The 24,151-nt window shown below is 53.7% G+C and carries 24 protein-coding genes; 18 read left to right on the top strand and 6 right to left on the bottom strand.

Annotated features, from left to right (window positions below; genetic code table 11):
* The first annotated feature begins 113 nt into the window (after positions 1 to 113).
* From AC4EYZ_RS09985 to AC4EYZ_RS09965, 5 genes are all read left to right on the top strand, one after another.
* Entirely contained in the window at positions 114 to 341 is a 228-nt protein-coding gene (locus tag AC4EYZ_RS09985; RefSeq protein WP_022520746.1) for a DUF2835 family protein, read from the top strand.
* A 7-nt stretch (positions 342 to 348) separates the two neighbouring features.
* Positions 349 to 756: a hypothetical protein gene (locus tag AC4EYZ_RS09980; protein ID WP_022520745.1), complete on the top strand. Its 408-nt coding sequence runs from the start codon at positions 349 to 351 to the stop codon at positions 754 to 756.
* Between the two features lie 127 nt (positions 757 to 883).
* On the top strand, positions 884 to 1,459 hold the full coding sequence (locus AC4EYZ_RS09975; RefSeq protein ID WP_009287898.1) for an antibiotic biosynthesis monooxygenase: 576 nt from the start codon (positions 884 to 886) through the stop codon (positions 1,457 to 1,459).
* A 154-nt stretch (positions 1,460 to 1,613) separates the two neighbouring features.
* Entirely contained in the window at positions 1,614 to 2,285 is a 672-nt protein-coding gene (locus AC4EYZ_RS09970; protein ID WP_022520744.1) for a glutathione S-transferase, read from the top strand.
* A 9-nt stretch (positions 2,286 to 2,294) separates the two neighbouring features.
* Positions 2,295 to 4,133 (top strand): putative bifunctional diguanylate cyclase/phosphodiesterase, encoded by a 1,839-nt coding sequence (locus tag AC4EYZ_RS09965; protein ID WP_022520743.1) that lies wholly within the window; start codon positions 2,295 to 2,297, stop codon positions 4,131 to 4,133.
* A gap of 94 nt (positions 4,134 to 4,227) precedes the next feature.
* Here the strand turns inward: AC4EYZ_RS09965 and nhaD are convergent, their stop codons facing one another.
* Entirely contained in the window at positions 4,228 to 5,706 is a 1,479-nt protein-coding gene (nhaD, locus tag AC4EYZ_RS09960; RefSeq protein ID WP_022520742.1) for a sodium:proton antiporter NhaD, read from the bottom strand.
* A 450-nt stretch (positions 5,707 to 6,156) separates the two neighbouring features.
* On the opposite strand from nhaD, the gene AC4EYZ_RS09955 reads away from it, so the two are divergent.
* Positions 6,157 to 7,134 carry a TAXI family TRAP transporter solute-binding subunit gene (locus AC4EYZ_RS09955; RefSeq protein WP_022520741.1) on the top strand — a complete coding sequence of 326 codons (978 nt, stop codon included), beginning with the start codon at positions 6,157 to 6,159 and terminating at the stop codon, positions 7,132 to 7,134.
* 89 nt (positions 7,135 to 7,223) lie between these two features.
* Positions 7,224 to 9,023, top strand: a complete 1,800-nt coding sequence (locus AC4EYZ_RS09950; protein WP_490204244.1) for a TRAP transporter permease — start codon at positions 7,224 to 7,226, stop codon at positions 9,021 to 9,023.
* A 9-nt stretch (positions 9,024 to 9,032) separates the two neighbouring features.
* Here AC4EYZ_RS09950 and AC4EYZ_RS09945 read toward each other — a convergent pair whose 3' ends face one another.
* A complete protein-coding gene (locus tag AC4EYZ_RS09945; RefSeq protein WP_474191895.1) occupies positions 9,033 to 9,590 on the bottom strand; it encodes a hypothetical protein in 558 nt (185 codons plus the stop codon).
* 86 nt (positions 9,591 to 9,676) lie between these two features.
* Positions 9,677 to 10,633, bottom strand: a complete 957-nt coding sequence (locus AC4EYZ_RS09940) for a calcium/sodium antiporter (RefSeq protein WP_474191894.1) — start codon at positions 10,631 to 10,633, stop codon at positions 9,677 to 9,679.
* A 369-nt stretch (positions 10,634 to 11,002) separates the two neighbouring features.
* Between AC4EYZ_RS09940 and AC4EYZ_RS09935 the strand changes: the two genes are divergently transcribed.
* The 3 genes from AC4EYZ_RS09935 (at position 11,003) to AC4EYZ_RS09925 (ending at position 12,801) form a co-directional block, all read left to right on the top strand.
* Entirely contained in the window at positions 11,003 to 11,209 is a 207-nt protein-coding gene (locus AC4EYZ_RS09935; RefSeq protein WP_007111857.1) for a cold-shock protein, read from the top strand.
* Positions 11,210 to 11,476: 267 nt separating this feature from the next.
* A complete protein-coding gene (locus AC4EYZ_RS09930; protein ID WP_490204243.1) occupies positions 11,477 to 12,244 on the top strand; it encodes a metal-binding protein ZinT in 768 nt (255 codons plus the stop codon).
* Between the two features lie 158 nt (positions 12,245 to 12,402).
* Entirely contained in the window at positions 12,403 to 12,801 is a 399-nt protein-coding gene (locus tag AC4EYZ_RS09925; protein ID WP_190374117.1) for a lysozyme inhibitor LprI family protein, read from the top strand.
* 48 nt (positions 12,802 to 12,849) lie between these two features.
* Here AC4EYZ_RS09925 and AC4EYZ_RS09920 read toward each other — a convergent pair whose 3' ends face one another.
* On the bottom strand, positions 12,850 to 13,656 hold the full coding sequence (locus AC4EYZ_RS09920) for a LuxR family transcriptional regulator (RefSeq protein WP_223828037.1): 807 nt from the start codon (positions 13,654 to 13,656) through the stop codon (positions 12,850 to 12,852).
* 260 nt (positions 13,657 to 13,916) lie between these two features.
* On the opposite strand from AC4EYZ_RS09920, the gene AC4EYZ_RS09915 reads away from it, so the two are divergent.
* From AC4EYZ_RS09915 to AC4EYZ_RS09890, 6 genes are all read left to right on the top strand, one after another.
* Entirely contained in the window at positions 13,917 to 15,293 is a 1,377-nt protein-coding gene (locus tag AC4EYZ_RS09915; protein WP_039859977.1) for an APC family permease, read from the top strand.
* A 13-nt stretch (positions 15,294 to 15,306) separates the two neighbouring features.
* Positions 15,307 to 16,194 carry a carbon-nitrogen hydrolase family protein gene (locus AC4EYZ_RS09910; protein WP_474192597.1) on the top strand — a complete coding sequence of 296 codons (888 nt, stop codon included), beginning with the start codon at positions 15,307 to 15,309 and terminating at the stop codon, positions 16,192 to 16,194.
* Positions 16,195 to 16,772: 578 nt separating this feature from the next.
* The gene (locus tag AC4EYZ_RS09905; protein ID WP_027958216.1) at positions 16,773 to 17,123 is read left to right on the top strand and encodes a VOC family protein; all 351 of its coding nucleotides are present in this window, start codon (positions 16,773 to 16,775) and stop codon (positions 17,121 to 17,123) included.
* A gap of 108 nt (positions 17,124 to 17,231) precedes the next feature.
* Complete coding sequence (locus AC4EYZ_RS09900; RefSeq protein WP_474192596.1) at positions 17,232 to 17,642, top strand: ester cyclase; 411 nt, start codon at positions 17,232 to 17,234, stop codon at positions 17,640 to 17,642.
* Between the two features lie 414 nt (positions 17,643 to 18,056).
* Positions 18,057 to 18,653 carry an NAD(P)H-dependent oxidoreductase gene (locus AC4EYZ_RS09895; protein WP_400672682.1) on the top strand — a complete coding sequence of 199 codons (597 nt, stop codon included), beginning with the start codon at positions 18,057 to 18,059 and terminating at the stop codon, positions 18,651 to 18,653.
* 138 nt (positions 18,654 to 18,791) lie between these two features.
* A complete protein-coding gene (locus AC4EYZ_RS09890; RefSeq protein WP_490204242.1) occupies positions 18,792 to 19,379 on the top strand; it encodes a GNAT family N-acetyltransferase in 588 nt (195 codons plus the stop codon).
* Positions 19,380 to 19,540: 161 nt separating this feature from the next.
* Here AC4EYZ_RS09890 and AC4EYZ_RS09885 read toward each other — a convergent pair whose 3' ends face one another.
* Complete coding sequence (locus tag AC4EYZ_RS09885) at positions 19,541 to 20,275, bottom strand: SDR family NAD(P)-dependent oxidoreductase (RefSeq protein ID WP_138801371.1); 735 nt, start codon at positions 20,273 to 20,275, stop codon at positions 19,541 to 19,543.
* Between the two features lie 93 nt (positions 20,276 to 20,368).
* Between AC4EYZ_RS09885 and AC4EYZ_RS09880 the strand changes: the two genes are divergently transcribed.
* Positions 20,369 to 20,734 carry a winged helix-turn-helix transcriptional regulator gene (locus tag AC4EYZ_RS09880; protein ID WP_027958219.1) on the top strand — a complete coding sequence of 122 codons (366 nt, stop codon included), beginning with the start codon at positions 20,369 to 20,371 and terminating at the stop codon, positions 20,732 to 20,734.
* A 374-nt stretch (positions 20,735 to 21,108) separates the two neighbouring features.
* Complete coding sequence (locus AC4EYZ_RS09875) at positions 21,109 to 21,261, top strand: hypothetical protein (protein WP_155705665.1); 153 nt, start codon at positions 21,109 to 21,111, stop codon at positions 21,259 to 21,261.
* Between the two features lie 520 nt (positions 21,262 to 21,781).
* On the opposite strand, the gene AC4EYZ_RS09870 is transcribed toward AC4EYZ_RS09875, so the two are convergent.
* Entirely contained in the window at positions 21,782 to 24,094 is a 2,313-nt protein-coding gene (locus AC4EYZ_RS09870; RefSeq protein ID WP_490204241.1) for a heavy metal translocating P-type ATPase, read from the bottom strand.
* Between the last annotated feature and the right edge of the window lie 57 nt (positions 24,095 to 24,151).

The following is a 24,151-nucleotide window of genomic DNA, read 5'->3' as shown; positions in this document are numbered from 1 at the left end:
AGTTGGGATACCATGAAGTATTAGCGAGCAACGCCGACAGTGCAAGTTTGCGCTGTGCGATGCCAACACTTTTCTGACACGATGCCAGCCTATGCCAAGTCTATCCCTGCCCTATGCAAACCATTGATGTGGTCATTAATCTTAATTATGATGAATGTCTAGCCCATTACGAAGGGCGTATCGCCAACGTGCGAACCCGCAGCGTAGATGGCCGTTGGGTGATATTTCCCGCCGAAGCAATTCGGCGGGTGGTGGGCCGGGACGGTGTGCGCGGCATTTATCGATTAAGTTTTTCTGAGCAGGGCCGATTTATTAGCATTGACCCCTTAACCGGACGTTGAACCGCCTATGCACCGCCATGGAACACCGATCACTTTAAATGACCTCATTTATTCCATTATTCCTAATTTAAACAGTGCTGAAAAGTTAGTTTTCGCTACGTTAGAAAGCTTGATCGAAGCCGCTTCAAATCCTTTGGACATCCTTAAACGCACCGATCAACGCCAAGCGTTTGGTCTGGAAGTTCATCGTATTCGCATCAACCTGGAGCACCTGCTCGACCGTTACCGCACCGAGTTAGAGGCTGTGCTGCGTAGCGAAGGTGAGTATACCGGCCCGGTAGTAGAGCCCGACGCCCAAGAGGCCGATGCCATTCGCAGCGCTGTGGATATCTATGTTCATGTATGCGCCTTTCAACGCGGCGAGCGCCCCCACCCTGTGCCTGGGCGCGAATCCATGTCGCGCCAACGGGTATAGCGCATCATTTATCACATGGCATCAACATTGCTTGTATAATGTGGCAATTGGACTTTCAGGGTTATCCCCTTGAAAGCAAACAGCCTGCCTACCCGGCGCTGGCTGTAGACACATTAGGAGATATACCATGTCTGCCTCACCCGTCACGTTGATGGTGGCTCGTCGCGTTGAGCACGGCCGCTACGCCGATTTTAATCGTTGGCTTAATGAAGGACGCGAACTGGCGGCCGACTTCGCTGGCTACCTCGGTTCTGGCGTACTGTCGCCACCGGCTGATGACGATGAATACCAGATTATATTCCGCTTTAGCAGCAGCGAGACCTTAGCCGCTTGGGAGCACTCCGCTTCACGGCATGCGTGGTTGGCGCGTGGTAAAGGCTTATATGAGGCGCCCCATGAGCACCGGGCCACCGGGTTGGATGCGTGGTTTCAAACCGGCAGCAGTGCACCGCCGCGCTGGAAGCAGGCCGTGGCTGTCTGGCTGGCTTTCTTTCCTATCTCGCTGATCTTTCAGTTCGTGTTCGGCGGCGTATTGGCCGATTGGGCGTTGCTGCCGCGGGTGGTGGTGAGCACCCTAATGCTGACGCCAGTGATGGTATTTGTGTTTATTCCGCTCTCTATGCGTTTACTTGCGCCCTGGCTGCAAGGTAAGTGGTCACCGCTGGATCTGCTGGCGCGTTGGCGCCATGCGCACCGTTTATAACGCACCTAATTAATAAGCATTAATTTTGACGTTGCGTTGATACTAATGCTCCTATGATGATGGGCTTTATGGTACTAAGCTAAATGTGCCATTAGAAAAGGAATACGTGTCGCCAGTGCAATGCTGGCGCGCAACTCAGCCCCACGGAGTGTTTATGATCCACGTTCACCATCTGGAAAAGTCTCGTTCGCATCGCATCCTGTGGCTACTTGAAGCCCTTGAACTGGACTACGAGTTGGTGGTTTACCAACGCGATGGCAAAACCCAGCAAGCGCCAGATTCGCTGAAAAAAATTCACCCGCTGGGTAAATCTCCGGTGATTACCGACGGCGATTTTACCGTGGCCGAATCAGGCGCCATCATAGATTACCTTGTTCAACGCTATGGGCAGGGGCGCTGTCAGCCTCCCATCGATGATATGAGTGCGTGGGTGGACTACCGCTACTGGTTGCACTATGCCGAAGGGTCATTAATGCCGCTGCTGGTGATGCAGCTTGTGTTTAGTCAAATTCCCAAACAGTCGCCCTGGCTGATTAAGCCACTGGCTAAGGGAATTAGCGATACGGTAAGCAAGCGCTTCTTAGCACCGCAGCTTAAACAGCACCTGAACTTCATAAACCAGCACTTGTTGGCGCAGGGTAATTTTGCCGGGCCGTGGCCCAGTGGTGCTGATATTCAAATGAGTTTCCCGTTACAGGCCATGGCCGCCGTGCAGTCGTTGGAAAAGTATCCTGCCATCGCTGCGTTTGTGTCACGTATTGAAAAAGACGCTGCCTGGCAGCGAGTGGTCGAGCGGGCAGGCCCGTTGACCATGCCTGGTCAGTGAACAGCCACTATGTACTATTTTGCCTCGTCTGCAGCTCTTCCGGCGGAGCTTCTGCGCAGCATTGACAGCTACTTGGGGCGATGGGGCATCGCCTTGCTGCTTGTGTTCCTTCTTTTGGCGCTGCTGGGCAACCTGTTGCTCAAGCGGCGCATGCAGCATAACCGGGCGTTACTGCAATCCAATAAAGAGATGCTGGCGACTATTCTGGATAGCGTCGATGCCTTTATCTATATCAAATCCCCAAGCTTGGAGTATCAATACGTTAATCGTCGCATGAGCGATCTATTTGGCCTGCCAGCCGACAAAATTATCGGTAAGCGCGATGCGGCGTTTTTTGATGCCGGGAGCGCTGCGGAAATCAACCAGGTTGATCGCAACGTATTAGATTCGGGGAAAAAAGTAACGGTAGAAGAGAGCAACGTTTTGCGGGGTGAAAGCCGGGTAAGAACGTTCTTATCGATTAAAATGCCGCTTTCCATGTCCCCTGGCGCACCTCCCTCCCTGTGCGGTATTTCGACCGAACTGACTGACTACCTCGAAATGCAGTCACGCACCCACTACCTGGCCTTCTATGACTCGCTAACCGGGCTGCCCAATCGACGGCTACTGATGGACTCCTTAACGGCAACCATTGATCATGATGAGTGGGCCACATTTTTCAGTGCGGTGCTGGTGATCGACCTGGATAATTTTCGCTTAGTAAATGATATTCAGGGCCATGAGAGCGGTGACCAGCTTTTGGTCAGCGTGGCTGAACAGCTACGCCAGCGGCTTGACGAAGAGGTAACGCTGGCCCGCTTCAGTAGCGATGAGTTTGTGGTGCTGATCAAGAACCTGGGCGAGGAGCAAAAAGACGCCGCACTAAAAGCCGAGCGTGTGGGGCGGCAACTGCTGGAAGTCATTGCTCAATTAAGAAGCAGTCACTCGTTACCGATCAGTGCCAGCATTGGCATTTCGCTGTTTACGGGAGCTGGTGAGTACAGTATGGATAGCGTGCTGCAACAGGCAGATATGGCGTTGCAGCAGGCGAAAAGCGCGGGCGGCAATACGCTGCGCTTTTTTAACAGCGAAATGCAGACCAGCGTATTGGAACGGGCCAGTTTAGAAGCTGATTTGCATCAGGCGCTCAAGCGCAACGAGCTGGCGCTGCATTACCAAGTGCAGGTCGACCATCAGGGCGTGACTACCGGCGTTGAAGCGCTGCTGCGGTGGTATCATCCTCAGCGTGGCTGGGTATCCCCCGCAACGTTTATCCCGCTTGCGGAAGAGAATCGGTTGATTGTGCCGATCGGTTACTGGGTGCTGCGGTCAGCTTGCGAGCAGCTAGCGAAATGGTCTCATCAACCGGCCTATGCGCCGTTAAGTATTTCCGTCAACGTGAGTTCAGTGCAGTTTCAGCAGCCGGAGTTTGTACGTGATGTTGAAGAGCTATTAGCAGAAACCCTGGCGCCGCCGAACCGCTTGGTGCTTGAAGTCACCGAGAGCCTGTTGATGCACGAGCCGGTGAGGGTGCGTAGCACGATGTTGAAACTGCGTGCTAGGGGGATTCGCTTTGCGTTGGATGACTTTGGTACCGGTTACTCATCGCTGAGTTACCTGAAGCGCTTACCGCTGGATGAATTGAAAATTGACCAATCGTTTATTCGCGAGCTGCTGACCGATAAGACAGACGCAGCGATTGTCGATACCACGATTCTACTTGCGGTAAGTTTAGGCTTAACCGTGGTCGCGGAAGGAGTGGAGAAAAAAGAGCAGTTCGATTGGCTAAGAGGCCACGGCTGTTACCGCTATCAGGGCTATCTATTTGGCCGCCCGACACCCATTGAGTATCTTTTCGAAAGCTATTAAACGGCTATACCAAAACCCCTTTCCAGCACGCTGAAAAGGGGTAAAGAGATACAAGGAAAAGTAATAGTGCCATCTATTTCTCTTTTGATCGGGCTTAGCTGAAGAGCGCAAAGCTCTCAGCGTTGAGCCACATATGCACCAGAATACTGGCGATGTAGCCGAGCAGAATAACCGGCGACCAGCGCAAGTGGCCCATAAAGGTATAGGAGCCCCTTGCCTGACCCATGACCGCCACACCGGCCGCGGAACCAATCGATAGCAAGCTGCCACCAACGCCAGCGGTTAAGGTAATCAGTAGCCACTGGCCGTGGGACATATCGGGCTCCATGGTCAGCACTGCAAACATCACCGGAATGTTGTCTACCACGGCCGAAACAATGCCTAATACAATATTGGCAGCAGTCGCGTTCCAACCGGTATACAGCGCTTCCGACAGCAAGCCTAGATAGCCCATGAAGCCAAGCCCGCCAACGCACATTACCACCCCGTAGAAGAACAGCAGTGTGTCCCACTCAGCCCGGGCAACGCGGTTAAAAACATCAAACGGCACCACGCTACCCAGTTGCGCCAGCTTACGGTTATCACCTTCACGGCTATACCGCTCGCGCTTGCGCTCCAAGGAGCGGGGCAGGCTGCGGCGCAGGTAGTAACCGAAGAACTGCAAGTAGCCAAGGCCGGTCATCATGCCCAACACCGGGGGTAGATGGAGCACCACGTGACACAGTACGGCGGTGACAATCGTTAGTAAAAACAGCAGCACAATGCGCCGGGCGCCACGCTTCATCCACACATCTTCATAAACACTTGCGGGTTTTTCATCCTTGATAAACAGGCTCATGATGCATGCTGGAATCATGAAGTTGACCAGGGCGGGGAAGAACAGAATAAAGAACTCCTGGAACTCCACCATGCCCGCTTGCCATACCATTAGAGTGGTGATATCACCAAAGGGACTAAACGCACCCCCCGCGTTGGCGGCCACCACGATATTGATACAGGCCAGGTTGATATAGCGCTGGTTGCCTTCGGCCACCTTGGTCACCACCGCGCACATCAAGAGTGCGGTGGTAAGGTTGTCGGCAATGGGGGATAACACAAAGGCGAGACCGCCGGTCAGCCAAAAAAGGGTTCGGTAGTTAAAGCCTTTACGCAGCATCCAGGAACGCAATGCATCGAAGACCCGACGCTCTTCCATGGCATTGATATAGGTCATGGCCACCAGCAAGAACAGCATCAGCTCGGTGAACTCCAACAGCGTGACGCGGAAAGCGTACTCAGACGCGTCCGACATGCCGTTTTGGACATACACCCAGCCGATGAGGCTCCAGATGATACCGGCTGCCACCAACACCGGTTTAGACTTGCGCATATGGAACTTTTCTTCCGCCATGACTAATGCATACGCCAGGACGAAAATCGCAACAGCAAAAAAGCCAACGGTAGAGGTGGTTAGATCTAGTTCACCGGTCACTGCAAATGCACTGGGACTTACGCCTAATAGTAAGGCCGCTAACAAAAAAAGCCAGCGACGATATAATCGAGGCTGGCAAGAGGGTTGGCACAACGTAGGCATGTGACGTTCTTCCTCATGGTTAAGTTGTCAGGAGTGGTATAAAAGCGGCCTCATTTTATCAGTCTATATTGCGCCGCAATACCTTATTAAAACGAACGGAAGTAGTTCTTCTTAAGGTAATAGCATCTTTTTTTAGGAAATTAATCTTTTAGGTAATGGTAAATCGTGCAGTAATAGTTTTATAAAAAAGTTAATAGCGGTTTAAGAATTATACTATTGACGCATAGCATTGTTGAAAAAGATTCAGAATTTATATCTTTTTAAGCTAATATTAGATGTCAATAAAACACCCTGGAGGGCATGGGGAGGGCGACCGCGGAGAGTGCCTGTCCGAGGGCAGTCGTGCTATTTTAATGCGCGCCACGCTCTCAGCTTGGTCATATAACAACTGGGTAAGATAAAAACGAGGCCGATTAGAAGTGGCCGCTGGATACGTTGAGGAATATAACGATGCGCAATCCCTTTCGCTCCCTACACCGCACGCTTTTCGTCTCGGCTACTACGTTAGTGCTGACAGGTGCCGCCTTCTCCGCCCACGCAGAAACGCGTGTGACCTATAAATCGGCTTCAGCGGGTACCGCCTATTATCAAATGGGCGTAGAACTCTCAGAAGCGATTCGCCAGGGAACCGATGACGCTATCATCCTTACCCTGGAAGAAAGCCAGGGTTCGGTACAGAACGTGATGGAAGTCATGGCTCGCCAGGGCAACTATGTATTTACCACGCCGCCCGCGTTAGTCGATCAGGCCATGGGTGGGGAGGGTGCCTTTGCCGAGCGTCAGAATCCGCGTTTTCAAGAGATCCGGGGGTTGTTCCCGATCCCCTCTATCACCATGCACTTTGTATTAGCGGGTGATGACGGTGTGACCGATATTTCCACACTGGAAGGCAAGCACTTATTGATTGGTCGAGGCACCTTTGGCGCCCGTGAAGCGGCTCGTTACCTGGAACTGTTTGGCCTGGAAGAGAGCGTGAAAATTGCCGATGCAGCGATGGGCAGCGGCCCCGATGCACTTAAAAACGGCCAGATTGATGGCTTTGTGACCGCCAGCTCCTTCCCCTCACCCAATGTGATTGAGACAGCCGCCAGCATGCCGGTGACCTTGGTTAGCCTGACTGACCAACAAATCGAGCAAACGGGAGCGCCACGCCAAACGATCCCCGGCGGCACTTATCCCGGCGTGGATAAAGACGTTGAAACCACATCGCTACCGGTGATCGCCTACACCACAACGTATATGGACGATGACACCGCCTACACGCTGACCAAAACGTTTTGGGAACGCCGCGACGCCATGGCTGAAGAGGCGGCGTGGTGGAGCAGTATTAGCCCTGATATGTTGGAAAACATGACCGGCACGCTTCACCCAGGTGCGCTGCGTTACTACGAGGAAGCGGGTATCGAGGTACCTGACGCTCTGCGCTAGCCGTTTTCTTCCATTATCCATCTTCTTGCTGCCACGGTGCTTGCGCTGTGGCAGTCCTGTATTGATACAGTATTGATAGGCAGTGTGGCATGCGTGTTTTTACCTCTTCACAGGCGTCGACCCCTGAGGATGATCGCTCAGTAGCGCCTGGCTGGATGGCGTTAGGCGCAGTCAGTGTAATATTCCATCTTGGCTTGATTTTTTATGGCTTAACGCCTGCGCTGGTCAGCCGGCCGCTGCATATGGCGCTGCTGTTGCCATGGGTACTGATTTATATGGCCAATACACCAGCGCAGCGAGTCAGCGGCTGGCTGCTGACGGTATTGGGTGTTGCTGCCTGTGGCTATATTGCGTTTAACGAAGCTGCGCTAGCCAACCAGTACGGCTTTATTGATACCCACCTACAGATGGGGATTGGCCTGTTTTTGATTGCTCTAGCGCTTGAAGCGGCGCGCCGAGCCATCGGTTGGCCTCTGCCGCTGGTTGCCTTGCTGGCGTTGATGTATGGCGCCTTCGGTCAATATATTCCAGGCGCTTTTGGTCACCCTGGGCTGCCGCTGGCCAGTATGGTGGGTACGCTCACGATTGCCGAAGGCGGATTATGGGGTTCGCTGACGGGGGTAAGCGTCAGTGTGGTGGCGATTTTTGTGATTTTCGGCGCGGTGCTCAATGCGGGAGAGGCGGGCCAGGGCTTTATGAACCTAGCCAGTGCGGTGGCGGGGCGGCTCACCGGTGGGGCCGCTAAAGTGGCGGTGATTTCGTCGGCGCTGATGGGCTCTATCTCCGGCTCGGCGTCTGCCAACGTCGCTTCCACTGGGGCAATTACCATTCCCTCCATGGTGCGCCTGCGTTACCCGCGTTCGCTGGCGGGTGCGGTGGAAGCCGTTGCCTCCTCCGGCGGGCAAATTATGCCGCCGCTGATGGGCGCCGGGGCATTCGTGATGGTGGAACTGACGGGCACGCCCTATACCCAGATCATGGCCGCGGCGATGCTTCCAGCGGTGCTGTACTTTTTGACGGTCTGGGTGGGTATTAATGCCTATGCGACCCGGCATGATCTAAAGCCCGTGGCCGAAAGCGAGCGACCCAACGCGAAAGAGGTGCTGATTACCTCGCTGTTTTTTGCCATCCCCTTCGTGCTGCTGTTAGAGCGCATCTTTAATGGCGGTTTTACCCCTCAGTACGCCGCCAGTGTTGCGATTTTCGCGGGCATTGCGCTGCTCTTCTTTAACGTGACGCTGCGCTTTTCGCTCCCCGGCTTTGCCACCCGTTTATCCGACGCAGTGGTCACCGCTGGGCGTCAGATTGCCGTCATTGGTTCCATTATTCTATGTGCCTCGCTGGTGGTCGGCGTGCTGTCGTTGACAGGGTTGGGCGTCAAGATCACCTCGGGCATTCTATCGCTCTCCAACGACATGCTCTGGCCAGCCTTGCTACTAACGGCGCTCGCCTGCTTGATTTTAGGCATGGAGGTGCCCACCACCGCCGCCTATGTGATTTGTGTCTCTGTCGCCGGGCCTGCCCTGACCTCGCTAGGTTTGGAACCGCTTCTGGCGCACCTTTTTGTCTTTTGGTACGCGCTGCTCTCGACGATCACGCCGCCGGTGTGTGGCGGCGTGTTCATTGCTGCGGGCATGGTGGGGGAGAACTGGCTAAAAGTCGCATTCAAAGCCATGGCGTTAGGAATAGGGCTGTATATTATTCCTCTAGCCATGGTGGCCAACCCAGAGATGATCCAACTGGCCTTCAATCCTTCCGGCGCCTTGTTGTATGCGCTAAAAGTGGCGATTGGTTTAGGGGCGATCTCTTACGGGGTGATTGCACGAAAAGCACTTTGGCAGCGGAGCGCGTTGGCCGTGGGAGGGATTATCCTGATCTTTGTGGTTTAGCCCGGTTGTTTAAACGTCAGCGTCTAACCGTAGCGGCGAAGAGGCTGCTAGTGGAGTGGTGGCAAACATTACCCAGGTATCCAGCGCAGGCCCCAGTGATTGCACCAAACGCAGTTGCTCGGGGGCTTGGCCTAGCACCTCTTCAGCGCAAATGCCCGCCTCAAAACGTCCCGCAAGAAGCCCTTCTGCCACCGCCACTGTGGTGGGGGCGTCTATGATCTCTGTATAGGCCGTTAAGTCGGTGTAGTAGCGGGTCGCTGGTTGTAGCGCTACTAGGGTGGGGCGAACAGAGTCGCGCTGGGCAATCAGCGCCAGCGGCTTGCTGCCCGCTATAAAGGTGTCTACGGGATAGGCTCGATGCATATAGCGGCCCACGCAGTCGCTATGCGTTGCATGGGCGGTGCACTGTAGAACGTGGCTCACATGACCCGCGAGGAGCGCCTGAAAGGCCGCTTCAAACTGGCTAAACAGAGTCACGCTGCCTTCGCCTGAGCAACGCATTCTGAGATAGCGCTTGGCAATCAGTTCATGGTTATTGCCACTAGGCCCCAAGGTTGCAATGTGCACGGTGACGTTTCTCCACGATAAACAATCAAGTCATTGAGCCAAAAACGATGGGTTTTTGGCTCGGCGCAATCAACGACTAGGCCATCTCAAAAGATCGTAAAGCTTAACGCTATATAAGCGGCATAGCCTGCAAGCAGTGCGGCTCCCTCCCAGCGCGACAGGCGCATACCGGTATACAAAAACAGCACCAGTATGCCAGCGGCTCCCAGCATTACCCATTGGTCAAACAGGGCCACGCGTGGCGCAAGGGGTAGCGGCTGTAAAAACGCGGAGATACCCAGAATGCCTAACAGGTTGAAAATATTGCTACCCAGAATATTCCCGATGGCAACATCCGCATGACGTCGTAACGCTGCAACCACCGACACGGCCATCTCCGGCAGTGAGGTACCAACGGCGACGATGGTTAAACCGATGACTGCTTCGGAAATGCCCATGGCCTGGGCCAACCCAATGGCGCCATATAAGAGTAGCTGTGACCCGCCAATCAGCATGCCCAAGCCAATCACTAACGCTACGACGATCATCCAGCCTGTAGTGGGTAGTTTGGTCATCTCCTCCGCTTCTGAAGCGTGCATTTCCGCCGCGGGAATGTGCTGACGGCTTTCACTTAAGTAGGCCCAAACAAGATAGCCGACCAGGCCCGCTATAAAAATTGCTGCATCGATGCGACCCAGTGCGCCGCCGAAGGAGAGCCCAATAAACAGCAGGCTGGCCAACACCACGACCAGCCCATCCCGGCGCAGTGCTGAAGGCTGAACCACCATTGGGCAAATAACCGCGCATAGGCCTAGAATCAATAAGATATTGCCGATATTGCTGCCCACGATGTTGCCAACCGCAATGTCAGGCTGCTGGTTAATCGCGGCATCAATCGAGACGACAAGTTCAGGGGCCGAGGTGCCAAAACCAACCACCACCAACCCTGTTAACAGTGGCGAGACGCCGACTCTTCGCGCACCCGCCACCGCGCCGCGGATAAGCGACTCCCCTCCAAGTGTCAAAAGGGCGATACCCGCCAATAAACTAAGTCCGTATAGCATGTTGAAACCTCTTCCAGAATGCTCACCAGGCCGCGAATGAAGCGGGTTTTAGCGAGCAAGCAAAGCGCGCCAGGCGGTCGGATTAGTAGTGCCTGGCTCATTGGCAAGATTAAGGCTATTTTTGCGAATTTGCGCGGTTTTTAAACGGCTATAAGAGGCAGAACAACAAATTAAAAAGCACAAAGGCTTTGACCTGCGACTGCCCACGTGGCAGGATGTCGGCAGTTAGTAAGTTAGCAAGCAAGCATGGTTCCAGAAACATTCGAATTCTTTCGGTAGTCTGTAATTGTATTCCTTGTTCTACTCACTATTTATCTGGGTAATACCAGGATTTCTACAATTCGCGACTTGCGAAAAGGATTTAATATCATGGCAACTGGCACAGTTAAGTGGTTCAACGATTCTAAAGGTTTCGGTTTCATTGCTCCTTCTGACGGCAGCGATGACGTTTTTGCTCATTTTTCTGAAATTCAGTCTGATGGCTTCAAAACTCTGCCTGAAGGCGCTAACGTCTCTTTTGACGTTACCCAAGGTCAGAAAGGCCTTCAAGCTTCAAACATTAAGCTGCTTTCTTAATCCTAGCGATTATTTAAGTTCTCGAATCGTTTAGATTCGATGATCGGGCCCCGCTTAGGCGGGGCCCGATGCGTTTGTGCCTGCCAAAAAATATTTTCCATTAAGCACAGCTGCGCCTGTTATTAGATCAGCAAAAGCTCTGCGATCAATCCCTTAGCTTTATAGGTGTTTATTCGCGTAATGTAAAAAACGAGCTTGATTGGTTGGTATGTTATATTGTATCTTTTTTGGCGACTTGTTTCACGAGCAGCCAAAGGAAAACTGAATATGACACCATTGCCACTTAAGGCCGCCAGCGCGCTTGTATTGAGTGCACTGATACTAACGGGCGTTCAAGGCGTTAGCGCCAGCGATCATGACCATGAGCATGATCACGACCATACTCATAACGACCACGACCACGACCACGACCACGACCACGACCACGACCACGACCACGACCACGACCACGACCACGACCACGACCACGACCACGACCACGACCACGACCACGACCACGATAGCGATATCTATTCGGGCTATTTTGATGATGAGCAGGTAGAGGATCGCACGCTATCTGACTGGGAGGGTGATTGGCAGTCCGTTTATCCCTACCTACAAGATGGCACCCTTGACGAAGTGTTTGCGCATAAAGCAGACAATGGTGACAAGTCCGCCGAAGAGTATAAAGCGTATTACGATACCGGTTATCAAACGGATGTAGAGCGTATCGTTATTGATGGAAGCGACGTCACTTTCTTTGAAAATGGCCAAGAGCGCACGGGTGAATACCAATACGATGGCTATGAAATTTTAACTTACCAAGCCGGTAACCGGGGTGTGCGGTTCATCTACGCGCTTGAAGAAGCATCCGATGATCTACCCCAATACATCCAATTTAGTGACCACAGTATTTACCCCACCGATGCGCATCACTTCCATCTCTATTGGGGCGATGACCGTGAGGCGCTGTTAGAAGAAGTTACCAACTGGCCGACTTATTACCCATACGAGTTGAGCGGTGAAGAGATTGTCGAAGAAATGATTGCGCACTAGCGGTTACCGCCTAAGCGAAAAACATCTTTTGATGTGTACCTAGAAAGCGCTGGCCGAGATGCCAGCGCTTTGCTTTATTAGTACAGGGTAAATACAGCTTCGTGGACATGTTCTAACTTTTTCCGGTTCGGATTTAACCAGCATCAAGAGGTGTCACTATGCGCTTATCGTCTCTCTTTCTGAGTGTCGGGCTTTTGCTATCAAATAGCTTTGCTACCGCGGATGATTCGTGTGCTAGCGCCAATACGCAAACCGAGCTAAACCAGTGCACGGCGCAGGCCTATCAAGCGGCGGATGACGAGCTCAACGCGGTTTACCAAACCGTTGTTAGCCGTCTGGAGGACAATTCAGCGTCACTCGAAAAGCTCAGAGCGGCGCAGCGGGCGTGGATCGGCTTTCGTGATGCTGAGTGCGCGTTTGAAAGTAGTGCTGTGGAAGGCGGTAGCGCCCAACCCATGGTGCGTAACGGCTGTCTGGAAACGCTGACAGCGGAACGTACCGAGCAACTGCGTGAGCATGCTAGTTGTGAAGAGGGCGATCTCAGCTGCTCTCGGTAAACGGCGGTCAAGCGCTAGAATGCAAACCGTTGCCCCGAGGTAAAGGTGTCATCCGTGCTCGGTCAGCCGAGCGAACAGCGGCATAAGCAGCGCGAACAGCTCCGCCTGGGAGGAGATGCAGCACTTGGCGTAGAGTTGGCGGCGGAAGACCTTAACTGTTTGAAGGCTGACGCCCAAGTGTAGGCTGATCGATAGGGATGAGTGGCCTCTTAGAATAAACAGCGCCACCTCTGCCTGGCGCGGGCTTAGCCGGATGCTGTGTTGCTGATTCAGCGTCTCTCTCAGACGTTCCTCTAAAGGGGCTGGTGCCGCTTTCATCACATCGTCAGAGCGGTAATCTTGCCAGTGTTTTTTCAGCAACGAGCTGAGGGTTAACTCGTACTGTTGCAGAACCTCAAGCTCACGCCTGTTAAAGGGCTTACCACTGGAACGATCCCTACCGAAACAAGCGGTTATCGTATCACTCTCAGTGATATTGGCGAAAACCGCTACCTCGTCTAGTAGTGTGGTCTGCTGGTAGTAATTCTTATAGTAATGCGTGCGTCGAAAGTGATCGGGCGCTATATCCCTCAATCGGCGTATACCCTGAACACCGCCTCTGAGGTGCTCGCGGTAAAACGGATCCAGCAGGTAATCTCCTCCTAAATATTGGCTATCCATGGGTAGATAAACGACAGGGTCGGTGTATTCGCGATAGAGCACCGCTGGCCGGTGTTCGCCGTGATAAGCGATGATGATCAAGTTATCGAATGCCGCTAGACGTTTCACCAATGTGGAGAAGTGTTGAGGCAACGCAGGGGTCGCCAACGCCATGAGGGTATTGGCCAGTACTTCGTCAATTTCGCTATGAGTCACCAATTCCACATCCGAAGGCCCATACCACGCTGGGGTTATATACGATCCGATGAGCTGCCAATACCGTTCTAGATAGGTTGGCTACTAGGCATCTCAGTCTAGCTGGACAGCTGCAACGCCAGCAACTGAGGGTTATTAGCCGATCATTAACGGTAGCAAGCTGGTCTAGCCTCGGCGGCTGGCTTGATAAACCACCTCTTCGTTTTGCGCCGGCTCAGCGATTGCCCGCTGTCGGTTCCAACGTTTCCTGGAGATGGATCATGACGGATAACAATATCAAACTGGAAAGAACCCTATCCCTAAAAGCCGTGGTGTTGTTTGGCCTTGCCTACATGACGCCATTAATCGTGCTGGGCACTTTCGGTGTGATTGCCAGCACTAGCAATGGCGCCGTACCCACTGCTTATCTCATCACTACCGTCGCCATGCTATTCACGGCATACAGCTACGGCATTATGGCGCGTACTTATCCGGTAGCCGGGTCTGCCTATACTTACGCACGCAGAGCCATCGACTCGCGTGTTGGCTTTATGGTGGGGTGGAGCGTGCTGCTGGACTATTTCTTCCTGCCCATGGTGATTTGGTTGATCGGTGCTGCTTATTTGAACGCGCGTTTTCCTGAAGTGCCGAGCTGGATATTCCTGCTCGGCTTCATCGGTATCACCACCTTCTTGAATATCTACGGCATCAAGCTTGCTTCCAAAGTGAATTCGTTGCTGATGGTCTTCCAAATACTGGTGATCGCGTTCTTCGTACTGCTTTCAATTCGTCACGTATTTGCGACCGGTGGCACTGATTCGCTTTTTAGCCTGGGGCCGTTCTTGGGTGAAGAGGCTGGTTTCACCGCGATTGCCGCGGGCGCAGCGGTGGCCGCATACTCTTTCCTTGGTTTCGATGCCGTTACCACGCTGACCGAGGAGACCATCGAGCCAAAGCGTAATATTCCCAGAGCCATCATGCTGACTGCACTGATCGGTGGCGGTATCTACGTGCTGGTAGGTTACACAACTCAACTGGTTCACCCAGGTGGCAGTTTCGTAAATGCTGACTCCGCTGCCTTTGAAATTGCCACGACCATCGGTGCGGATCTCTTCGGGGCTATCTTTCTGGCCGGTATGGTGCTTGCCCAATTCACGTCTGGCCTAGCCGCCCAAGCGAGTGCCTCTCGGCTGCTGTTTGCCATGGGGCGGGACGCGGTACTGCCGCCTAAGCTGTTCGGTGCGCTGCACTCGCGCTTCCATACGCCGGTGTTCAACATCGTGTTAACGGGCGCTATAGGCATCATCGCTTTGTTCCTCGATGTATTATCTGCCGCCTCGTTTATCAACTTCGGTGCCTTTATCGCCTTCACGATGGTGAACCTGTCAGTGATCTTTCTGGTCAGCAAAGACGCCGATGCAAAGCGCCAGTATGGTGTGATTAGAGGGATGCTGGTGCCGCTCATCGGTGCCCTGGTTAACCTTTGGCTGATGAGTAAGCTGGATATCAACGCCTTTATTCTTGGGCTGATCTGGCTTTCCATTGGTCTCGCCCAGCTGGCCTACCTTACTCGATTCTTCCGTCGCGAACCGCCGGAAGTGGCCTTTGATGAATCCGAGCCCGAGTCAGCGCCCACCTCAGTAAAAGCGACCCTTTAAACGGAGATCTACCATGTCCAGAAATTTGCCTGTCCTTGTGGTGCAGGAGGCCTCGCGGCCGCACGGCATTGACTCCGAACTGCTGGACTTCGAGGCCGAGCTGGCGGTACACCTGAGTGACTTCGGTGCTGATTTTGAACAGCCAAGGATGGTGGTTTATCCGGAGCTTCATCTATGCGGTGCCACCGGTACGCCTCAGCAGCGCAGGGAGCAACTGGAAGCTGCTGCTGAACCGATCGATGGCCCCCGTGACCAGCACTTGTCACGTATCGCCCGCAACCTGGGAGTATGGCTGCTGCCCGGCACAGTATGCGAGCGGGGAGATGACGGGCATCTGTACAACACCGCGCCGGTATATTCTCCCGAAGGTGAGCGAGTGGCCGCCTACCGTAAGTGTTTCCCCTGGCGGCCTTACGAGCCCTATCAGCCGGGAGATCGCTTTGAAGTGTTCGAAGTGCCGGGCATAGGCCGGGTCGGCCTAGCTATTTGCTACGACATCTGGTTCCCCGAGATGGTGCGTCAACTGGCGTGGCTGGGGGCGGAGGTGATCATCAACCAAGTGGCCACCACCACCTGCGACCGCGCCCAGGAGCAAATCCTTGTGCAGGCCAATGCTATTTTCAACCAGGTGTATATGGTGAGCGCTAATTCAGCCGCGCCTGCGGGGGAGGGTCAGAGTTTGATCGTCGACCCCGAAGGCCGCATCCGCGCGCGGATGTCAGGCGCTACCCCGGGCATCCTTACCGATGTACTCAACCTGGGTGAGGTGGAGCGTGTGCGAACCTTCGGCACTGCAGGCTTGAACCGCATGTGGTCTCAGTTCCGAGACGATGACCCAGTGCTGGAATTACCGATGTACGAAGGCCGCATTGATCCACGTAAGTGGAGGGGAAAACGGTAAGCAGCCGACCACCACTCTCTCCAATCCCGCGTTATTCCCATCCCGTGCAACGATGCCATCACCCAGGTGATGGCTGTTGCCTGCAATCAGTTGATTGTTCAGATAGCTGAACAGCTAAATCCCCCAGCGGTAAACGTTACTTCTTCCCGCATCTGCGTCTGGATATCTCAACCCGTTTGCGTCCTCGCAAGGGCAACGAATGGGCGCGGATATCGCGCTTACTGAGAGCCTTATTATCCCTAGCAGCTCCTGCTTACCTGACAGCGTCGGCGTTGAAAGCCGAAACTTAAGATCATCAGCTGTCCTAAGCACAACTGTGCTAATCTGGATTGGGTAGGTGGATCAGTTAAAGCAGTAAGACAGGTAACCACCCAAGGCGGAGGTGCCGGGTAATGCAGCAGTCGCGCGAATCTTGCTAATTTTTCCTAATAAAAATTAGCAACCATGTCTATCAATGACTTAGAGTGGATTTTGTAGGCTGCATTTGTCGGATAAACGTGCCGGCACGTTTATCCAATCATAGGGTGGGCAGTCTAATACCTGTTAGAGCGAGTTGAGTTCAACCTTTTGGAGCCAGAATGATAGTAAAACGCATAGTCTCCAATATCGCGGCAGCTAGCCCATCAGAAGCAGAGAGGTTCTATGCGGACATCTTTGGGCTCAAGGTTGTGATGGATCATGGGTGGATAAGGACCTATAGCTCGGGCGAGGAAATGACCACTCAGGTAAGCGTGGCATCGGAAGGTGGCTCTGGCACGCCAGTCCCTGATCTCTCTATAGAAGTCGATAACTTGGAGGTTGCTTTGGAGAGAGTGACAGGCGGAAATATTGCAATAGAGTACGGACCAGTAAGTGAGCCATGGGGTGTCCGCCGGTTTTATGTACGCGATCCATTCGGGAAGCTCATTAATGTCTTACAGCACGAGTAATCCTCAAGGATTCTCTAACAATGCGCGTCACTCGGATGCCCTTGTCTCCGCTTCGCTGCGCCAAGGCCACCGGTGCGCTCTGCGTTAGGCCTCAGAGGAAGCCATCTTATGCGTGCATTGGACATCATTCAGCGCCTTCACGATCTCAGGAACTCAGGCGCTATCGCCGACATACCGCTGGTCTACTCCCCATCTTTCGTTGCCCATATGCCGAAGGGCTGGGCTCAGTCGACATTCGAAGGGCATGCAGGTGCGCGAGCCATGCTCTTGCGCATTCGGACAGCTTTTCCCGACTGGCGCGAGGAGATTCTCGACACCATCGAGACCGCCAACAAGGTTGTTACTCGCTATCGCTCGAGTGGGATCAATACGGGGCCGTTGGATGACGTTCTTCCTACGGGGCGCAAGATCGTTGTTGAGGAGATTTCAATCTACCGCGTCGCGGACGGCCTCGTACAGGAGCAGTGGTGCCTCGTAGACGATCTGGCGTTTGCGCGTCAATTAGGCCTCCTTCAGTAGCTGTGTGGGCAGCAAAAGGGCAGCCACCATTGGGGTAACCATACACTGTGATGGGTATCATGGTTACGCGGTTCTAACTTGGTGTGTACTTCAGGGCATGAAATGGGCGAAATGGCTCACAATTGCATACGGGCTAGCTGTTGTCGTATCAGTGTTGTACGGCATTTACTTTTTTGGCTAAATTCATTGTTCTTCGCAGCTCTCCTCGTAGCAGGAGGCTGTATATTTTCAACAGCGCAGGTATATTTGCTAAAGGGTAAAAATTTGGAGGCATACTTTTAAAGCAAACGTAGTACAAGGCGCCTCTAACCATCCAAGGCAGTGGAAATATTTTCTTCGCTGCGCTCAAAACGCAAAATATTCCCCTGCTTGGGACGTTAGCGTCAAAGAGAGAAGAAGAAGGACCAGCGTCGAATGAATTGCCTTGTTGTAAAAGCCCATCCGCTTTCGGAAAGCCTGTGTTCGTCTCTGGCCCAGCGCACGATCAAGGCGCTTGAGGCTGCGGGTCATTCCGTTGAGGTGGAAGACCTGTACGCCCACGAATTTGCCGCCTCGTTAACGGGTTCAGAACGGCGCAGTTACTACGCCGGATCATACACTGCACAGCAGGTAGCGCCTCAAGTGGAGCGGCTTTTGGCAGCAGAGGCCATCGTGCTGGTGTTTCCCACCTGGTGGTTTGGTTTCCCGGCTATCCTCAAAGGCTGGTTTGATCGGGTATGGGCCCCCGGCATAGCGTATGACCATGCTGATCAGTACGGTCCCATCAAGCCCAGGTTAACGAACCTGCATCATATGCTGGCGGTTACATCGCTTGGCTCGCCGTGGTGGGTGGATAAGTTTGTGCTGCGGCAGCCGGTTAAGCGGGTGCTGAAGACCGCCATCGTTGGCACCTGCGCTCCGAAATGTCGGTTGCAGATGTTGTCGCTGTACAAAAGCGAACAGTTGTCGCCGACGCAGGTGGAGCAGTTTGGGGGTCGGGTTGAGCGGGCGCTACAGGGCTGGCTGCTCTAATCAGCGGTTTGGCGGGTGCCATCGGTAAGAGTTGTGCCATGCGCTAACGAGTACATGAACCCGACAGACTCTTCCGCGGCTTCGCCGCTCCAGACTTTGTGGGGTATGTTGGCGTTATGCGTAAAAATGGAGGAATGAATGTCCGAGAAGTTATTTTTCCCAGTTATTGAAACCGAGAGATTAGAACTTAAGCCTTTAGTAATTGATGACTCGGATAGCCTACTCGAAATTTTCTCTGACCCTGAGGTCATGCGGTATTGGAATACTGCACCTTGGACAACAATTCAGGACTCGCTTGATTTCATTAATGAGAGTAACGGTTCGATGCAGCGTCAAGACTCGCTTATACTCGGCGTGTATCTGAAGTCTACAGGTGAGCTGGCTGGAAAATGTATGTTGTTTAGCTACGACAAAGAATCCAAACGTGCCGAGATCGGTTTTGGTTTGGGTCGCTCTTTTTGGGGAAAGGGTTACATTCGCGAGGCGGGAGAGGCATTAATTCAGTACGGATTCAATTCATTGGGACTTCGGCGAATTGAAGCAGAGATCGACCCAGGCAACCAGTCTTCCGCGAAAGCTCTAGAGAAACTAGGATTTTCCCGAGAGGGGCTGCTGAGGCAGCGTTGGGAAGTCAACGGCATCGTCTCTGACTCTGCAATGTATGGGCGACTGGTAAGTGACCATCCAGCACAGCATAACCAGGCAATGTACGCGACAAGCGCGTGATTGCGACGTTATGAGTAAGGGAAACCAAAACTAAAGGGGTCAGATCGATTTTATTTTGATCCATGTAAATGGGGCAGGTTGATTTGTTTTTAACCAAGCTGACTGATTTAAAATCTATCTGACCCCTTTTGGTTCATTGCCTCCCGTTCTTCGCCTAGCCCCTAAACCTGCGCGTAGCCCCCGTCAACGAACACCTCGCTCCCCGTCATAAAGCTGCTATCGTCGGACGCCAGGAACGCGACCGCGCCTGCGGTTTCTTTGGGATCGCCCAGACGCTCAAGCGGTACGGTCCGTTTCATCTCGCTCAGGGCTTCGGATGGGAGCAGTTCCGTCAGCTTGTCTGTTTTGGTCGGGCCAGGAGACATGACGTTCACGCGAATGCCGGTGCCCCTGAGATCATGGGCCCAACTGCGCACCAGGTTTCGGACGGCCGCCTTGGAGGCGCTGTAGATGCTCATCGCGGGGGTGCCCATGCTGCCGACCGTGGAACCGGTGAGGATGATGGAGCCGCCGTTCGTCATCAGAGGAAGGGCCTTCTGGACGGTGAAGAGGGTGCCTTTGACGTTGATGTCGAAGATGTAGTCGTAGTGCTCCTCGGTGATCTGTCCCAGGCTGGCGAATTCGCCGACGCCCGCGTTGGCTACCAGTACGTCCAGGTGTCCTTTTTCTTTCTGGATCGTTTCGAAGACGCGGTCGAGATCCTCTAGCTTTGTCACATCCGCCTGGACGCCCTGGGCGCTGGATCCCAGTGCCTCAGCCGCGTTGTCGAGGACGTCCTGGCGCCGTCCGGCGATAAAGACGAAGGCGCCTTCGTCGATGAGGCGTTGGGCCGAGGCCAGGCCGATGCCGCTGGCTCCGCCTGTGATCAGTGCGATTTTACCGTTTAGCCGGCTCATGGTTGGGTCTCCGTGTGTATTGACTCGGTTCGCTTTTACGGTATATACCAACTTACAAATGTTCAAGTATGCACCTTTTGGTAAGTATCCGTTATGGCGAAAGAAAACTCAGAAAACCCACGTTTCATTTGCGGCCTGCATGCGACGCTGCACGTGATCTCCGGGAAGTGGAAGCCTTTGATTCTGTTCTTTTTAAACAAGGGCCCGACGCGTTACGGCGAGCTCAAGCGAAGCGTCCGAGGCGTGAGCGACAAAATGTTGATCCAGCAGTTGAAGGAGCTGGAGTCCGACGGCATCGTCCAGCGAACCGACTATGGGGAGATCCCGCTGCGCGTCGACTACTCGCTGACGCCCTTCGGGGCAAGTCTGGTGCGGGCCATGGAGCCGCTTTGCGGCTGGGGCGAGGAGAACGAAGAGAGCATCGCCGCAGCGATGGAGCGCCGGAAAACTAGCCGGTAGGAAGCGAAGCCGGTTGGTGGACAGGCACCCAATCATGCCATCCGGCGAGTCCTCCGGGTAAACCTGCACATTCAGTGTTCTGGTTCGTAGCGCCATGGGTTCTGTTGGTGCAAAGTATCAAGGAGTCGGCATCCGGTATCGGGTGCCAAAACAATGGGTGAACGGGCCCATAACCAGGCGGTCAACCGGACACCATATCCCTTGCGGGCCCGGTTGACCACCGCGCGCGAGGCGTTGATGCTTGCTTCCTTCGACCTGGTCTTGCTAGACCGCACCCTGCCGGACGGGGCTGTCCCTCGTTCCTGCGATACGTGCGAGCAGTCCTGGTCTTCCATCTGGCTACGCTGATGGTCTCGTTCGCCATCCTTCTTGCTGTGACAATCCGCATCCACAGTGGTGGCCCGTACGTCGATGAGCAGATCACTCCGGTCATTGCCCGCGCCATAATACGCCAAGACGATGGCCAACTTGCCGTCCGCATGACGCCGGAGCTGGCAGAATTGCGCGAGACGACAGACGACTTATAGTTCGTTTTCGAGGATGACGCTGGTAGAAGTGTCACATTTGGGCAGGGCGAGTGGCCGCCTACCGAAAGTGCTTCCCCTGGCGGCATTACGAGCCTTATCAACCAAGAGATCGCTTTGAAGTATTCTAGGTGCCGGGGTGGATGTGATGATTATTAAGTCGTAGAAAGGCCAACGTGCGGGAGATAAGGCGGAATGAAAACGAGGCTCACGAATAAAGGGTGAAGGTTCTTGAGTCAGACCAGATTTTTTCTGTTTTCACACGGCCAGGACCCAAAGCGGCCATTCGTTACTTTAACTCTGTAAAGCAAAGTTAATTAAGGCTCAAAATTATTATGTCAGCTGCTTGATAGGCCTTAAAATTTTTACCGTGCAGTTCGTCAGTTTGGGTTGTCCATGATGTCATGACAAACAACCCATTTGAGGAAAATGTTGAGATCAAAATGTTCGGGTTAGTGCACTGTGGATAATATCCACAGTGCACGCCTGCGCGATTTATCTCCGATTTAGTCACTTAGATATTTTACTTAATAACTATCATCCTAAGTCGCAAAGCATTGCCGATAACGCTTACTGAAGAGAGTGACATCGCTGCTGCAGCAATTATTGGCGATAACAGAATGCCGGTGAAGGGGTACAAGATTCCAGCAGCAATGGGAATACCCGCCGCATTGTAGGCAAAAGCAAAAAACAGATTTTGGCGGATATTGCGCATGGTGGCTTTTGAAAGCTGGTTTGCCGTGGCAATACCGGTAAGATCCCCACGCAGTAGGGTAATTCCAGCACTTTCTATCGCCACATCGGTGCCGGTTCCCATGGCAATGCCGACATCTGCTGTTGCCAGTGCGGGGGCATCATTCACGCCATCGCCGGCCATGACAACAATGCGCCCTTCATCGCGGAGACGCTGAATCACCCGGCCCTTGTCTTCTGGAAGCACTTCAGCTTCGACCTCATCAATGCCTAGCCGACGCGCCACAGCTTCTGCGGAGGTACGATTATCGCCTGTCAGCATCACCACTCGAATACCGTCAGCCTGTAGTGAGCGGATGGCTTCTTCGGTGGTTTCCTTGACCGGATCGGCAATGGCGAGAAGACCAGCCAAATTCCCGTCGATGCTCGCAAAGATGACCGTAGCACCGTCACTGCGCAATTGATCGGCATGTGTGTCTTGAGACTGGGTGTTAACGCCTTCGCTTTCCATCAAGAGCCGATTGCCCAGGGCAATACGCTTGCCATCTATCTGGCCTATAACGCCCATGCCGTTGGGAGCCTCAAAGTCCAACGCTTCTGTTAATTTTACCTCTGCCTCTTTAGCCTTCTCGACTATCGCATGGGCCAAGGGATGCTCGCTGCCTCGCTCAAGGCTAGCTGCCAAGCTCAAAAGCTCCGATTCAGCAATGCCCTCAGTGAGAATCAACTCGGTCACTCGAGGTTTGCCTTCGGTAAGCGTGCCGGTTTTGTCGACGACGACGGTATCGACCTTCTCTAGACGTTCAAGAGCTTCGGCGTCGCGGATCAACACGCCTAACTGGGCACCGCGCCCTACACCCACCATAATTGACATGGGGGTAGCGAGGCCTAGCGCGCACGGGCAGGCAATGATCAGAACACTAACTGCCGCAATCAGGCCAAACGCCATCGGCGGGGTAGGGCCCCACAATGACCAGGCGATGAAAGCCACAACGGCAATGAGAATAACGACGGGTACAAAGATGCTGGCGACTTTGTCGGCAAGCCCTTGAATGGGTGCGCGGCTGCGCTGGGCGCTGGCGACCATTTGCACAATCTGCGACAGCATGGTGTCCTGGCCCACCTTGTCAGCGCGCATGACAAAGGATCCTTGACCATTGATACTGCCGCCAATGACGCCATCGCCGACTTCCTTTTTCACCGCTAGTGGTTCGCCGGTAACCATGGATTCGTCAACGTTGGAGCGACCTTCCATCACTTCGCCATCTAATGGCACCTTATCGCCGGGGCGCACCCGGAGACGGTCCCCTACCTGAACCTGGTCAAGGGAGATATCTTCCTCATTGCCCTGATCATCAAGGCGTCGAGCGGTAGCGGGCGCTAGGTCGAGCAGAGCGCGAATAGCGCCAGAGGTTTTTTCACGAGCGCGTAGCTCTAATACTTGTCCTAGTAAAACTAAAACGACAATCACTGCTGCCGCTTCAAAATAAACGGCCACCGAGCCATCGGCTTGACGAAAGGCATCGGGAAAGATGCCCGGAGTGAGGGTGGCCAGCAAACTGTAGATCAATGCGGTGCCGGTACCTATCGCGATTAGCGTGAACATATTAAGGCTGCGATGCACTAGCGAACGCCATCCGCGTACAAAGAATGGCCAACCTGCCCAGACGACTACCGGCGTTGCCAGCAGCAGTTGAATCCAGTTAGAGGTTTGCTGGGAAATAAAATGCATAAGGCCAAACACGTGGCCACCCATTTCTAGGGCAAACACGGGCAGGGTCAGTACGAGGCCGATCCAGAAACGCCGGGTCATGTCCTTGAGTTCGTCCGAAGGGCCGGTGTCGGCAGACACAGTCTCAGGTTCCAACGCCATGCCGCAGATTGGGCAGTCGCCTGGGCCTTCTCGTCGAACTTCTGGGTGCATCGGGCAAGTATAAATAGATCCCGAGGGTGCTGACGCTTGTGACTGTTTGCTTGGCTCAAGATACGCATCAGGCTTGGCAACAAACTTTTCCTGACACTTTTCTGAGCAGAAGTACCATGTCTTACCCGCGTGATTGGCACGGTGGTGAGTAGCATGGGGATCAACGTCCATGCCACAAACAGGGTCTTTCACTTTTGTCTCGGCATGGTCTTCAGACATCGTTCATTCCCCCGGTTTGGCGAACAAGGCGCACGACCTCGTGCTCTTTTAAGTTCT

The organism is Vreelandella sp. 162(4c) (assembly GCF_058152265.1).
The sequence above is the reverse complement of the archived record's forward strand: the minus strand, read 5'-3'. Positions and strand labels throughout refer to the sequence as shown.